At 35.0% G+C, this 13,421-nt stretch carries 14 protein-coding genes; 8 read left to right on the top strand and 6 right to left on the bottom strand.

Annotated features, from left to right (window positions below; all coding sequences use genetic code 11):
- Window positions 1–89: 89 nt before the first annotated feature.
- The 3 genes from BW983_RS21425 to BW983_RS21415 form a co-directional block, all read right to left on the bottom strand.
- Entirely contained in the window at window positions 90–791 is a 702-nt protein-coding gene (locus BW983_RS21425; RefSeq protein WP_076553825.1) for a DsbA family oxidoreductase, read from the bottom strand.
- Window positions 792–864: 73 nt separating this feature from the next.
- A complete protein-coding gene (locus BW983_RS21420) occupies window positions 865–2,031 on the bottom strand; it encodes an MFS transporter (protein ID WP_076553824.1) in 1,167 nt (388 codons plus the stop codon).
- Window positions 2,028–2,969, bottom strand: coding sequence for an alpha/beta hydrolase (locus BW983_RS21415; protein ID WP_076553823.1), 942 nt, complete (start codon window positions 2,967–2,969; stop codon window positions 2,028–2,030). Before BW983_RS21415 ends, BW983_RS21420 begins: the two co-directional genes overlap by 4 nt.
- A gap of 154 nt (window positions 2,970–3,123) precedes the next feature.
- On the opposite strand from BW983_RS21415, the gene BW983_RS21410 reads away from it, so the two are divergent.
- Window positions 3,124–3,498 (top strand): winged helix-turn-helix transcriptional regulator, encoded by a 375-nt coding sequence (locus BW983_RS21410; RefSeq protein ID WP_076553822.1) that lies wholly within the window; start codon window positions 3,124–3,126, stop codon window positions 3,496–3,498.
- Window positions 3,499–3,617: 119 nt separating this feature from the next.
- On the opposite strand, the gene BW983_RS21405 is transcribed toward BW983_RS21410, so the two are convergent.
- Window positions 3,618–4,802 (bottom strand): MFS transporter, encoded by a 1,185-nt coding sequence (locus tag BW983_RS21405; protein ID WP_076553821.1) that lies wholly within the window; start codon window positions 4,800–4,802, stop codon window positions 3,618–3,620.
- Between the two features lie 236 nt (window positions 4,803–5,038).
- Between BW983_RS21405 and BW983_RS21400 the strand changes: the two genes are divergently transcribed.
- Entirely contained in the window at window positions 5,039–5,770 is a 732-nt protein-coding gene (locus BW983_RS21400) for an MBL fold metallo-hydrolase (protein ID WP_076553848.1), read from the top strand.
- Between the two features lie 10 nt (window positions 5,771–5,780).
- Here BW983_RS21400 and BW983_RS21395 read toward each other — a convergent pair whose 3' ends face one another.
- The gene (locus tag BW983_RS21395; RefSeq protein WP_076553820.1) at window positions 5,781–6,122 is read right to left on the bottom strand and encodes a helix-turn-helix transcriptional regulator; all 342 of its coding nucleotides are present in this window, start codon (window positions 6,120–6,122) and stop codon (window positions 5,781–5,783) included.
- A gap of 585 nt (window positions 6,123–6,707) precedes the next feature.
- On the opposite strand from BW983_RS21395, the gene BW983_RS21390 reads away from it, so the two are divergent.
- Entirely contained in the window at window positions 6,708–7,301 is a 594-nt protein-coding gene (locus BW983_RS21390; RefSeq protein WP_076553819.1) for a Crp/Fnr family transcriptional regulator, read from the top strand.
- Between the two features lie 42 nt (window positions 7,302–7,343).
- Here the strand turns inward: BW983_RS21390 and BW983_RS21385 are convergent, their stop codons facing one another.
- Window positions 7,344–7,970 carry a chloramphenicol acetyltransferase gene (locus BW983_RS21385; protein WP_076553818.1) on the bottom strand — a complete coding sequence of 209 codons (627 nt, stop codon included), beginning with the start codon at window positions 7,968–7,970 and terminating at the stop codon, window positions 7,344–7,346.
- A gap of 280 nt (window positions 7,971–8,250) precedes the next feature.
- On the opposite strand from BW983_RS21385, the gene BW983_RS21380 reads away from it, so the two are divergent.
- From BW983_RS21380 to BW983_RS21360, 5 genes are all read left to right on the top strand, one after another.
- Entirely contained in the window at window positions 8,251–8,706 is a 456-nt protein-coding gene (locus tag BW983_RS21380; RefSeq protein ID WP_076553817.1) for a PPC domain-containing DNA-binding protein, read from the top strand.
- Window positions 8,707–8,754: 48 nt separating this feature from the next.
- Window positions 8,755–9,339 (top strand): Crp/Fnr family transcriptional regulator, encoded by a 585-nt coding sequence (locus tag BW983_RS21375; RefSeq protein ID WP_076553816.1) that lies wholly within the window; start codon window positions 8,755–8,757, stop codon window positions 9,337–9,339.
- Between the two features lie 81 nt (window positions 9,340–9,420).
- Complete coding sequence (locus BW983_RS21370; protein WP_076553815.1) at window positions 9,421–10,497, top strand: SDR family oxidoreductase; 1,077 nt, start codon at window positions 9,421–9,423, stop codon at window positions 10,495–10,497.
- Between the two features lie 322 nt (window positions 10,498–10,819).
- On the top strand, window positions 10,820–11,842 hold the full coding sequence (locus tag BW983_RS21365; protein ID WP_076553814.1) for a ligase-associated DNA damage response exonuclease: 1,023 nt from the start codon (window positions 10,820–10,822) through the stop codon (window positions 11,840–11,842).
- Window positions 11,839–13,419, top strand: coding sequence for an ATP-dependent DNA ligase (locus BW983_RS21360; RefSeq protein ID WP_076553813.1), 1,581 nt, complete (start codon window positions 11,839–11,841; stop codon window positions 13,417–13,419). The genes BW983_RS21365 and BW983_RS21360 overlap by 4 nt, the downstream gene beginning before the upstream one ends.
- Window positions 13,420–13,421: the final 2 nt, after the last annotated feature.

The raw sequence follows: 13,421 nt of genomic DNA, 5'->3' as shown, positions 1-13,421 counted from the left end.
GGAAGTATTATGGTGCGTACTTTTTTAGTAAATATATTAAAATCCCCAAAGCAATAGAGAATTGTTTTGGGGATTAAAGATTTATTTTCTTAGATGCTACAGCCATCAGCATCGCAGGATGCACCGCTGTCTCCCGAAAGATCTTTAAAAGGACTCACCGTCTCTTTATAAGTTTGCTGAAGAGCATTTTCAAATACTTCTACAGGTTGTGCTCCGGATACTGCATATTTTCCATTCAGAACAAAGAATGGAACTCCGGTAACACCATTATTTCTTGCCTCAAGGATGTCCTGATTTATTTCATAATCCATTTCATCAGAAGTGACAGCCTGTCTTGCTTCTTCCGTATCGATTCCCATATTTTCTGCAAGAGAAACCAATACTTCAGGATCACCTACATTTTTACCGTCTATAAAATGAGCGATGAATAAAGCTTCTTCCATTTCATTAGACTTATTATGCTTTTTAGCTAAATGAAGAAGTTTATGAGCAGTGAAAGTATTTACAATTAATGCTTTCTCAAAATCAAAATTAATTCCCGCACCTTTTCCCATCTGAGCAACCTGAGCAAGCATTTGTTTAGCCTGAGATTCCGGTACTCCTTTTTTCTCTTCAAAATACTGTATGGTAGTCTGAGGCTTATTGGCATCCAATGTTGGGTCCAGCTGAAAACTCTTCCATTCTACTTCCACCTGATCTTTGAATGGAAGTTTTTCTAATGCCTGTTCAAAATTATTTTTTCCGATATAACAAAACGGACACATCACGTCCGACCAGATTTCTATTTTCATTGTATTTAATTTTAAATCAAATTGATCAAACAAAGATACGCATTTTATTTAATGTAACAAAAAATGTTACAGTTTAATTATGACAGGTAGAAAATTGTTGATTTCTTTTTTCTAAAATACTTCTTATCAATATCATTAAAAATGCCAGAATTCCAAAAATAAACCCTATCCACGGCGTATACTCCACTCCTTTTGTAATGATAATCCATCCTCCGATTGTAGTTCCCAATGTTACTCCAAGATTTCCAAAAGAAGTGGCTAAACTGTTGGCAAATTCCAGTGCGTCGGGTGCAGAGGAAATCATGTAGGTAGAAGCGTTAAGAAAACTTGGCGAATATAGAAATCCCCAAACTCCAATCACGACTACAGTTGCCCATAAATTTCCGTCTGATAAATATAATAATATAGGAACCAAAAGAGTTCCGGAGAGAAAGAATGCCATCGTTCGCGTTACATTTTTATTAAGCATTTTTCCGGCAATCCAATTTGCTATAATACCTATCACTCCAAATAAAAGCAGCATATAGCTTATCATAGAAGGATTCATTCCCTTACCTTTTCCAAGATATTCTGCAAAATAGCTGTAGCTGGAAAACCATGCCGTTATCATAAAGAAATTGGCTAATGTACTCAGTATAAATGAAGGCTGTGCAAGAATCTTAATCTGGCTTCCATAAGATTTTTTCTCTTTAACAGGCATTTCGGGAAGAAGAAAATAAATAGTGATTAAAGCAATGAAGCTTACCACAGACTGTATTATAAATGAGTATTCCCAAGACCATAAACCGGCAATCCATGTTGCAAAAGGAACTGTAGTTACCATAGCGATTGCCACCCCATTGAAAACAATACTCATCAAACCATTTTTTCTGCTTTCATCTGCTCCGGAAATAGCTACAGACAATGCTGTTGCAATATAAACAGGCTGAAGAAATGCAGGAAGTATCCTTACGATCATCAATAGCCAGAAAGGAGGTGAAAATGATGAAATAATTCCTGTAAGCAGAAACATGAATACAGCAATGAACATGATCTTCTTACGATCAATTCCTGAAGTGAGAAGGGTCATAAAAGGTCCTGTGAGTGCTATAACAAGAGCAAAAGCACTCAACAGGTAACCTGCTTTATCAATACTTATTTTATAATGCTCAGCAATCTGTGGCAAAATCCCAATGACCCCAAATTCTGTGGTAATCACTGCTATAAATCCCAGACAACCTATGTACGCATACTTTTTCATTCCTGATTTTCTTTAACCATCTTAAAATTGTGATGAGCAAATGCAGCCATTTCTTCAATTGCAAGTTGTACTTCTTCCAGAATTTCTCCCATATGCATAAAACCGTGAACCATATCTTTATAAAAACTTGTTTTAAGTGAAACGCCTGCATTGTTCATATTCTCTGCAAGTTGCTTTCCATCGTCCAACAATGGATCATGTTCGGCAAATATCATAAGCGTTGGTGGAGTTTCTTTAAAGTCTTTTATTCTCACTGGGATGGCAAGAGGATTATCAAGTTCTTCTTTTGGAAGATACCAGTTCCATGCTTCAATACCTCCCTGTTTATTTAGAACAGGACCGTTTTCATAGACTTTCCAGGTTTCTGTATTGAGTTGATTATCCGCAGCAGGATAAATAAGTACCTGAAATTTTAAATATTCTCCCATTTGAGTGGAAACAGCAGTGGAAACAGCTGCTCCTGCACTGTCTCCAATGATCCCGATCTGGTTTTCATCAATACCTAAAACTTCAGCGTTTTCTACTACCCATCGTACAGCATCAATACTGTCATTCAGCCCTGCAGGAAAAGGATGTTCCGGAGCAAGACGATAATCTACAAAAATAACTATGGATCCTGTTGCATTAGCCAATTTACGAACAACAGCATCATGGGTTTCAAAATTTCCTGCAATAAACCATCCACCGTGAATGTAAACAATAGCAGATGATTTTTGAACTGTTTTTCCTTTTGGACGGTATATTCTGATTGGAATCTGATGATTTTCTTTTGAAATATTCAGTTCTTCAATGATAGCAACAGGTTCTTTCTTACTACTCAATTGAAGAGACATTGTTTCAAGATATTTACGGGTTGCATCTAGCGGATTTTGTACATTGAAGGGCTGTATTTTTTCTAATTGGTCTACAATCTGATTTATTTTTGATGTTAGCTGCATTTTATTTCGATTTAAATGAATATTATAGCTGAGAACGTAAGCGCTATTGTTCTTTAGCTGGACTATTTTTCGTTTTACAGGGCAAAATTAAATCTCAAACCTTACATTTGCATTGTATACGACGAATTGTGCGGTACTAACAAATTTGTAAGTAATGGGTAAAATAAAAGAAAACTCAACCAATAATATCAACCGACAGTACATTCACGAGTGTGATTTGACTTATGCCGTTTGTAAAATTGGTGGAAGATGGAAACTCTTGATTCTGGATAAGTTAAAAGGTGGAAAACTGCGTTTCAGTGAGCTAAGGAAAGCTATTTCTGGAATAACCGAAAGGATGCTGACTTTACAGTTAAGAGAACTGGAAAAAGAAGGTCTGGTAAAGAGAACCGTATACGCTGAAGTTCCGCCAAGAGTAGATTATGAGCTTACTGAAATTGCTATCGATTTGATTCCAATATGGAACCAGCTCAGTAAATGGGGCGGAAAACATAAAAATTTAATACAAAATAAAGAAGCAGATGTATAAGTATTGCCACGAATACACGAATTATTTTATACTATTTGCTTATTTAGTTATAAAAAACTCATAGTAAGATATAGGTTTTAAGGATTAAAAACTATAGTGTATTCGTGGCAATATTTTAATTAAGCCTTATTCACTTTATTACAGAAAAGAATATGGGCAATGAGTGCTAAGACTCCAAATAAAGTTCCTACAAAACAAACGCCCGTCCATTGTGCCTTCTGCCATGCTATAGAAGCCAGCCAGGTTCCCAGTGAACCTCCGATAAAATAGGAAACCATATAAACCGTATTAAGCCTGTTCACCGCATTGGATTTTATCATAAAATAATTCGTCTGGTTCATGATGTGACTGGATTGTACGCCCAAATCCACAAGGATTACCCCTATAATTAATCCCCAATATGTTTCTCCTGCAAAATAAGTAAAGCCCCAACTTCCTATCAGAATCAGTAAAGAATATAAAATAATTCTATTGATATCCAGGTACTTCTGTAAGTTCCCAACTTTCGCTGCCGCTAATGCACCTACTGCTCCTGCCAATCCAAAACTTCCCACAACGGATGAACCTGCATTGAAAGGAGGTTTCTCCATATGAAAGACCAAAGTAGTAAATAAGGCACACATAGAACCGAATGCCATAGCACCACGGAACGAAGCAAGCTGAAGAATAGGTTGGGTTTTCGCAAGATGTGCAACGGAATTCATTAATTCTTTATATGAACCTTTAAAATTCGGGTGAAGCTCAGGAAGCATTTTGTAAACGGCTAGCCAAACCAAAATCATCAATCCAGCTGCAATTCCGAACATTGCCCGCCAGCCCCATACTTCTCCTACTATTCCCCCTATAAATCGGGAAAGAAGAATTCCCAAAAGCAATCCGGACATTACCAGCCCGATGTTGGCAGACTTTTCTTTATCAGATGATAATTCTGCGGCAATGGGAACAAACAGCTGTGGAATAACGGATGTGGCACCAATCAATAAACTTGCGGCATACAGCATCCACAATTGGGTGGCAAATGTCATCCATAATAAAGCTCCAAAAACAAGAAAAAGATCTGCAAGAATCAGTTTTTTACGATAGAACTTATCTCCAAGCGGAACAATCAACAATAATCCTAAGGCATACCCAATTTGGGTAAGTACTGAAATTCTGGAGGCTGCAGATTCAGAAACATTCAGGTCTTCTGAGATAAGAGCCAGCAAAGGCTGATTATAATAATTATTTGCCACAACCAGTCCTGAAATAATGGACATTAACCAAATCACCGTTCGTGAAATTCCGTTGGTAGAGTTCTCCTGCATGTTATTTTTTATTGATTGAAATGATGATATACAATAATTGAATATGTGTAAAATATATCATTTTAAAGGTCTCAAAGGTAATCATTTTCATAAAATATTTAAGATCCGATCATTGATTTAACCTTTGAGAATTATAGACGAAAAATTGAATTATTTCTTTATTTAATCGTTTTTACCGATGATTTATATTGATGAAAAACCTTTCAGATTTTAGAAATAATCAGGAAATTTGCAACATGAAAATCATTCCACTTAAAGAAGGCAATTTTTCAGCCAGCAAGACCAAAGACTTTACCCTTTTAACAGAAGATAACTTTGATACGATCACCGGAATAAAAATGTCTGTACAGCCTTTTCTTATCATTACGGAAAATGATTATATCCTTTTGGATGCAGGAATTGGATGGAAAAATGAAAATGGGATATCTGTGGTTTCAGAAATATTGGAAAGAGAGAATATCAGTCACGGGCAAATTACCAAAGTGCTCCTTTCTCATCTTCATAAAGACCATATTGAAGGTGCTGTAATATTTACTGAAAATGGTTTTGAGGCAACTTTTCCTAATGCGGACATTTACATCCAAAAACGGGAATTGGATTTTGCTATGGGAAATAAAGGAAATCCATCCTTTGATTTTGAGGTTTTGGAAAAACTGATTCAATTACCTAATATTATTTGGATGAATGATGATCAAGGACAGATCACTGATGAAATTTCTTACGAAGTGGTTGGCGGACATACTCCATTTATGCAGGTTTTCTGGATCAAAGAAAACGGAGAAACAGCTTTTTATGGTGCTGATGATCTTCCACAGGCATCTTACTTAAAATATCATTTGTCCTACAAAAGCGATTTTGACGGTAGAAAAGCAATGGAACTGAGACTTAAATGGGAAAAAGAAGCAAGAGAAAATAACTGGAAGATTCTCCTTTATCATGACCTTGAAAAAGCAGTGATAGAAGCATAAAAAAAATGGTTTAAAATTCATTAAACCATTTATAAATATCTAATTCAGAGGGAATATTGAGCTTCTTTCTGATCCTGTTTTTCCTATTTTGTATTGCTTTTGGTGTAACGAAAATGCAGGTCGCAATTTCTTTTGTTGTCATATTGAGCTTAAGGTAAATACAAAAAATCAGCTCAGAGTTTTTTAAGGCTGGCTGTATAGCAGATAACTTTCCGAAAAAATTCGGATATACCAGTCTGAACTTATTCAGCAGACGGGGAGAATTTGCTTTGGCTAATGCCATGATTTCATCTTGTACAAGAATCTTTTGATTCAAATCCTCTAAGCTGGATTCAAGGTTTTTGTTTTTCATAATACTTTCTCATCTTTACTAATTTCCAATAGACATCCTTTGTCCATGGGTGCAAAATCTTTTTTTATCAATAGTTTTTTAATATCAGGGATATGAAACGGCTTTACTTATGCAGGAGTTTCATCAGCATTTCTTAAAACAATTGACGTAAGGTTTGTATTTATCGAATAATTAGGTTGAAATATTCACACATTGGAATTTTAATTCATTTTTATATTGGGCAAAGAAAGAAAAAATGATTAAAATTTTATCATAATAGCGTACCACATACATACCACGTTCCATTTTTAAGTGAAATATCATAACTGCTTTTATCAGCCTGTTTGCAATTGTTTTGCTTTCCCTTTTTGATATGGTTGTAAATGTAACCAGTTTTACAGTTTACTTTTTATGATCGAGATCAATACTTTGAAACCTTTCTGAAAATAATGTGGTATATGAATGGTACCATATTCCGAGGCTGGAACTAAAAATATCCGTTACTTTATTTTAAACTCTGAATTTAAATGATATTATCTGAATGATAAAAAATGTGCATTTAAAAAGGTTTTGAAAATCACAAACTAAAATAAATTCACAAATAACATGATTCTTGAAAATTTATTAATTTCCTTTGGAGCCGAAATGAAGCATTATAAAACGGGAGAAATTATTTTTCGCGAAGAGGAAATACCTATGCATTATTATCAGATAAGAAAAGGAAAAATAAAGCTGAATAATTATACAGAAGAAGGAAAAGAATTTATTCAGAATATATTTTCAAATGGTCACAGTTTCGGGGAATCTCTTTTATTTGTAGAACATCACTATCCTATGAATGCGGTTGCGATTGAAGATTCTTCTGTTTTCAGAATGCCAAAATCCAGTTTTTTAAATTTAATACAGACTAATCCTGAGATTTCGCTCAGCATTTATCAATGTCTGGCAGAGAGAATGTATCATAAGTATATTATGTTCTATAATCTGTCTTTTCAAAATCCAGGTTCCAAGCTGAAACTCCTGTTGGACTATCTGAAAAGCTATCATGAAGACAAAACGCCCTACTCTTTTCAAGTTCCTCTTACAAGGCAGCAATTGGCATCCTTAACTGGTCTTTGCGTAGAAACAGTAATCAGAACCATAAAACAAATGGAAAAAGATCAGATTGTGAAAATTGAGAAAAGGAAGATTTACTATTAATATCGAACCTCTTTTAAACTAGAAACTTTCAGATTGTAATACCTACTGATCAAGCTGTCTTTGAAATTCCTCCACATATTTCGCAAGATGAATACCATCTGCAAGTCCATGATGAGCCTCAATAGAAACTGGTAGAAACTTCTTTCCATCACGGCTACTGAACCTTCCGAAAGCAATTTTAGGGATAGATTCTCCTGTATTAAAATTTGTAGGATGAAGAATCGCACTGAATGAGTTCCATGGAATTGTAGTATGTCTTATATGATCTTTTCCAAGCCTCTCATTGCTTAATCGAAGTCCTGTAGAATTGTGAACCCCTTTGATTTCTTCCTGTAATTCAGCATTGAACGTTTCAAAATCTTCTGAGAAATGAGTAAATGAAAAGCCAAAAGTTCCATCTGGTCTGCCAATCGTACTTCCGGCATGAACTGTATCAAACTGAATCACCTTCCCATCATCAATTCTAAGCTTTAGTTCATCTACTGTATTAATGGCAACCATAGATTTATGAAAGTAATAGGCAAAAAAAGAATATCCGTTTTCCTTAGCTTTGTCATAGGCTTTTGTACAATCCACTTCTGTTGTAAAACCAAAATAAGGACTTTCCATACCGGAGAAAAACTCAAAATGTTCTTTTCTGTTCCAGCTTTCAATATCTACAATCTTCATCAATCTTTTATTTGGCGCAAATTTCGGGATTTTTTATCAGTTTTTACTATTAAAACGAATATTAAATTTCCATAAACATTACAGTTTTTAATAAACAGAAAAGATTGATAAGCATGATTATTGCATATTACTTCAATAGCCACGAATACACGAATTATTTATAATGTTATGCTTTTTATAATAACACAACAGCAAGATGAAGTCATTCAGGAAATATAAACCATTCAGATAAAAATTTTCACCTCCTTCCCTTTTCTAAATTCATCAAATACACATTATTATGGAAATACTAAATTTAAAAGGAAATCACTGGTCTGCAAGAAAAACAGATCAAATTTATATGGTAAGTATTAAAAACAATTCAAGTATTGTGGAAGCTTTAACTGATTTTGTTCAAAGTCAGAATATTCAGGCTGGAGAAGTTACCGGAATTGGTGCTGTAAGTGAAGCCACACTGCGATTCTTTAATCCTGATACCAAAAAATACATCGATAAAACATTTAAAGAACAAATGGAAGTCACCAATATTTCAGGAAATGTTTCTATAATTGATGATAAACCAATACTTCACCTGCATATTACTTTAGGCAGAGAAGATTATACAGCTCTTGCAGGACATCTTTTAGATGCTAAAATCCGGGGTGCCGGGGAATTTATTTTTTACCCTTTACATACAAAAGTTGTTAAAACCAAGAATGAAGAAATAGGAATCAACCTTTATGATTTTGAAAAATAAGGTTCTCATTGGTACTGAAAGTCTTATTTTTGAGGAAATATTTGTAGAATGTTTGATGTCCTGCTTTCCCATATTCAGAATAAAGTTGATATAACTGAAGATCAGAAAAATAAGATCCCTTCTTTTTTTACTTTAAAAAAACTTAAAAAGAAACAATATTTGTTGCAGGAAGGTGATATCTGTAAATCTCTTTCATTTGTAAGTGAAGGGTTACTGAAATCTTATTTTCCGGATGAAAAAGGTAATGAACATATCAACATGTTTGCTTTTGAAGGTTGGTGGATCTCAGATTTCAATAGTTTTATTCATCAGGAAAAAGCAGTCTTAAATATTGATGCAATAGAAAATACAGAAGTATTAATGATCACATTGGAGAATTATGAAAAAATGCTCCTGGAAATCCCTGTAATGGACCGTTATTTCAGAATCTTATATCAAAATAGTCTGGTGACAAAAGATTACAGACTCATTGTTTCAAACAGCTACACAGCTGAAGAGAAATACCTGCAGCTTGCACAGAAGAATCCTGAAATGATCAAACGTGTTCCTCATAATTTAATCGCATCCTATCTTGGACTTGCTCCTGAAACTATAAGCCGCATCCGTAAAAAGAATTCATTGAAAAATACTTGATCCATATCAATTCAAATGCGTGATCCATATCAAGAGTTCAGGTAATAATCATCCATAATTTTGCTAAAGAATTTTACAATTATGGAAAACACAGAAAATATTGCACTGGTAGTAGGTGCTACCGGAATTACAGGAAGTAATCTTGCAGAAGAGCTTATTGCACAAGGTTTTAAAACCTACGGATTATCAAGAACTCCTAATGATAATATCATTGGTTTACATCCAATCAAAGCTGATTTACTGGACGTACAGAGCCTGACAGAAGCATTATCGGAAGTATCTCCTACCCATGTTTACTTTACAACCTGGATGCGTAATGATACTGAAGAAGAGAATATCCGTGTCAACAGCCTGTTGGTAAAAAATCTTTTGAACGTTTTATCGCCTAAAAAATCAGTTAAGCACGTTGCATTAGTTACGGGATTAAAGCATTATCTCGGACCATTTGAAGCTTATGCTAAAGAAGGAGTATTACCGATCACACCGATAAGAGAAGAACATCCGAGGCTTCCTCTTCCCAATTTTTATTATGCGCAGGAGGATGAAGTATATAAGGCTTCTGAAAGAGACGGCTTTACATGGAGTATTCACAGACCACACACTGTAATAGGATATGCCGTCGGTAATCTTATGAATATAGCTGTTACATTATGCGTATATGCCAGTATCTGCAAAGAAGCAGGGAAACCTTTCATATACCCTGGTTCAGAAGCGCAATGGAATGGTATTTCAGATGTTACAGATGCTGGAATATTGGCAAAACAATTAGTTTGGGCTTCCACTACTGAATCAGCAAAAAATCAGGCTTTTAACATAACAAATGGAGACGTTTTCAGATGGAAATGGCTTTGGGAAAGACTCGCTAATTGGTTTGGAATACAGGCAGAAGGCTACAATGGGTCCATAAGACCTTTAGAAAAAGAAATGGAAAACACTCAGGAAATATGGACAAAGATTGCTGAAAAATATAATTTAAAAGAGAAAAATGTAAACCGCTTATCTTCGGCTTGGCATACTGATCTGGACCTTGGCAGACCACTTGAAGTAATGTGTGATATGTCGAAAAGCAGAAAACTGGGATTTACAGCTTATAAAAATACCGAAGACTCTTTTATAGAAGTATTTGAAAGATTAAAGTCTGAAAATATAATTCCGTAATCTATTCTGTTTCACAAAACTTTTTTTATCGCCACGAATGCAAGAATTATTCTATACGATGCACTTATTTTGTTATAAAATATAGTTTTAAGGATTAAAATCATTCGTGTATTCGTGGCAATTTTTATTCAGAGTACAATTTTTACTTTCGATAAAATCCTCGCTCCTTACAGCAATATTAGTACTTGCGCTCCTATATTTTCAAACACATACAGGTTGTAAACAACTTTTCTTTCATCATAGGCATTGAATTACAATAAATCAACAGTTTATCGTAAATTGGTTAAGTTTTTGAAGCATCTTATCCAAACCAATCACACCATTGAAGCTAATCACATTTACAAAAAAAGGAATTTACTGCCCTCAGGGAAAATTTTACATAGATCCGTGGCGACCTGTAGATTTTGCCATTATTACTCATGGACACGCTGATCATGCCCGCTGGGGAATGAAGAAATACCTTTGTCATCATTTTACAAAACCAATTTTATATCAAAGAATTGGTGTGGACATTAATTGTCAGAGTGTAGAATATGGTGAAAAAATTAATATTAATGGAGTCAGTGTTTCATTGCATCCTGCGGGGCATATTATAGGTTCGGCACAGATAAGACTTGAATATAAAGGATTTGTAACCGTTGTTTCCGGAGATTACAAAGTTCAGAACGATGGTTTAAGTACCCCTTTTGAATTAGTGAAATGCAATGAATTCGTTACAGAAAGTACTTTTGGACTGCCCATTTATAACTGGTTGGAAATTGATGATTTAAATAAAAAACTACAAAATTGGGTATTAAAAAATAAAGAAAACAATAAAACATCTGTATTCATTGGCTATTCCCTTGGAAAAGCACAACGCATTATGAAAGCCGTAGAAGGATTGGGCAAAATTTATGTTCATTACTCTATTGGAAAGCTTAATGAAGCATTTGAATCCGTAGGAATCCATCTTCCAGAGTATGAAATTGCAGACTTCAGAGAACATCCTAAAGATCTGGAACATGAAATTGTCATTGTTCCTCCAGCTTTGCTGGATAGTAATGTTATCAGAAAGATTCCTGATCCGGCAACAGCCATTTGTTCAGGATGGATGCAGGTTCGGGGTGCCAGAAGATGGCGAAGTGCCGATGCAGGATTTGCGATGAGTGACCATGCCGACTGGAAAGGATTATTGCAAACCGTAAAAGCTACAGAAGCAGAGATTGTACATGTTACCCACGGACAGACAGAGATATTTTCAAAATATCTGAATGAAACAGGCATAAAAGCAGATGTTGTAGAAACATTGTTTGGAGAAGATGAAGAAGAAACAGAACAGGAAACCATCAAAACCTCTGAATCATGAGACATTTTGCAAATCTTATCAATGCCTTGGAAACCACCAATAAAACCAATGCTAAAATAGATGCCATCATCGATTATCTGGAACGTGCTCCCGATGAAGATAAAGTATGGTTTATTGCTCTGTTCACGGGAAAAAGACCCAAAAGAAATGTGAACACAAATTATATGAAAGAATGGGCGTTGGAAATCACAGGACTTCCGCTTTGGCTCTTTCAGGAAAGCTATTCTTCTGTTGGAGATCTTGGAGAAACCCTTTCATTAATTCTTCCGCCACCACAGGAAAAAATTGAACAAAGTCTGTCTCAATGGATGATGGATATTGTTCATTTAAAAGATAAAACAGAAGCTGAAAAGAAAGAATTTGTACTCAATTCCTGGAATGGATTGGATTATACCGAACGCTTGATCTTCAACAAACTAATAGGCGGAAGTTTTAGAATTGGTGTATCCGATAAAACATTGATTAACGCATTGACAAAATTCTCAGGACAGGAATCAAGTACACTGATGCACAGCTTAATGGGAAAGTGGTTACCTGATGAAGTCTCTTTTAAAGAATTAATCTCCGCTGAAAATATAAACCCCGATAATTCGAAACCGTATCCTTTCTGCCTTGCCTATCCTCTTGAAAAAGAAACCGAAGCCTTGGGAAATCCCGATGAATGGCTGGCAGAATATAAATGGGACGGTATACGAGGGCAGATCATCAGAAGAAATGACGAAGTTTTCATCTGGTCAAGAGGTGAAGAACTTGTCACAGAACAGTTCCCTGAAATCACTGAAGTTATCAAAAATATGAAAGGAAATTTCGTTGTAGATGGAGAGATTCTTGCGGTAAAAGAAAATAAGGTTTTAAATTTTAATGAATTACAAAAAAGATTAAACAGGAAAACTTTAACTAAAAAAATGCTGGAGGAAATTCCGATTGAAGTATTTGCTTATGACTTATTGGAACTCGAAGATAATGATCTCCGGGAAAAACCGATTTCAGCAAGAAGAGCAATATTGGAAGAATTATTATTAAATGAAAATCCCAAAAATATAAAGCTTTCCCAAAGTATTAATTTTGACAAATGGGAAGAACTTAATGACATCAGAGAAAATTCCCGATCGGTAAACAGTGAGGGACTCATGCTGAAACAGAAAAGTTCGCCTTACCATTCCGGCAGAAAAAAAGGTGATTGGTGGAAATGGAAAATCAATCCATTTACCATTGATGCCGTTTTAATCTATGCACAAAAAGGAAGCGGCAGGCGAAGTGCTTATTACACCGATTATACTTTTGCCGTAAAAAATGAAGATAAATTGGTAACCATTGCCAAAGCATATTCCGGGCTTACAGACAAAGAGATCATGGAAGTCAGCAAATTTGTAACAAAAAACGCGATTGAAAAGTTTGGTCCAGTACGAACAGTAAAAGCAGAACTTGTTTTTGAAATTGCTTTTGAAGGAATTGGGTTCAGTAATCGCCATAAAAGCGGTGTTGCTCTCCGTTTTCCAAGAATTGTCAGATGGCGTAAGGATAAAACGGTGGATGAAATAGATAATCTGGAAGAAATTAAGAAATTAATACAATAGAA

This window comes from Chryseobacterium ureilyticum (genome assembly GCF_900156735.1).
Taxonomy (GTDB): Bacteria; Bacteroidota; Bacteroidia; order Flavobacteriales; family Weeksellaceae; genus Chryseobacterium; species Chryseobacterium ureilyticum.
This window is presented reverse-complemented; position numbering and strand designations above follow the sequence as displayed.

Excerpts from the sequence above, each read along its gene's own strand:
- BW983_RS21385 (WP_076553818.1), bottom strand. The coding sequence starts at position 7,970 with ATGAAGATTGTAGATATTGAAAGCTGGAACAGAAAAGAACATTTTGAG.
- BW983_RS21410 (WP_076553822.1), top strand. The coding sequence starts at position 3,124 with ATGGGTAAAATAAAAGAAAACTCAACCAATAATATCAACCGACAGTAC.
- BW983_RS21420 (WP_076553824.1), bottom strand. The coding sequence starts at position 2,031 with ATGAAAAAGTATGCGTACATAGGTTGTCTGGGATTTATAGCAGTGATT.
- BW983_RS21415 (WP_076553823.1), bottom strand. The coding sequence starts at position 2,969 with ATGCAGCTAACATCAAAAATAAATCAGATTGTAGACCAATTAGAAAAA.
- BW983_RS21390 (WP_076553819.1), top strand. The coding sequence starts at position 6,708 with ATGATTCTTGAAAATTTATTAATTTCCTTTGGAGCCGAAATGAAGCAT.
- BW983_RS21370 (WP_076553815.1), top strand. The coding sequence starts at position 9,421 with ATGGAAAACACAGAAAATATTGCACTGGTAGTAGGTGCTACCGGAATT.
- BW983_RS21400 (WP_076553848.1), top strand. The coding sequence starts at position 5,039 with ATGAAAATCATTCCACTTAAAGAAGGCAATTTTTCAGCCAGCAAGACC.
- BW983_RS21405 (WP_076553821.1), bottom strand. The coding sequence starts at position 4,802 with ATGCAGGAGAACTCTACCAACGGAATTTCACGAACGGTGATTTGGTTA.
- BW983_RS21425 (WP_076553825.1), bottom strand. The coding sequence starts at position 791 with ATGAAAATAGAAATCTGGTCGGACGTGATGTGTCCGTTTTGTTATATC.
- BW983_RS21380 (WP_076553817.1), top strand. The coding sequence starts at position 8,251 with ATGGAAATACTAAATTTAAAAGGAAATCACTGGTCTGCAAGAAAAACA.
- BW983_RS21395 (WP_076553820.1), bottom strand. The coding sequence starts at position 6,122 with ATGAAAAACAAAAACCTTGAATCCAGCTTAGAGGATTTGAATCAAAAG.
- BW983_RS21375 (WP_076553816.1), top strand. The coding sequence starts at position 8,755 with ATGTTTGATGTCCTGCTTTCCCATATTCAGAATAAAGTTGATATAACT.
- BW983_RS21360 (WP_076553813.1), top strand. The coding sequence starts at position 11,839 with ATGAGACATTTTGCAAATCTTATCAATGCCTTGGAAACCACCAATAAA.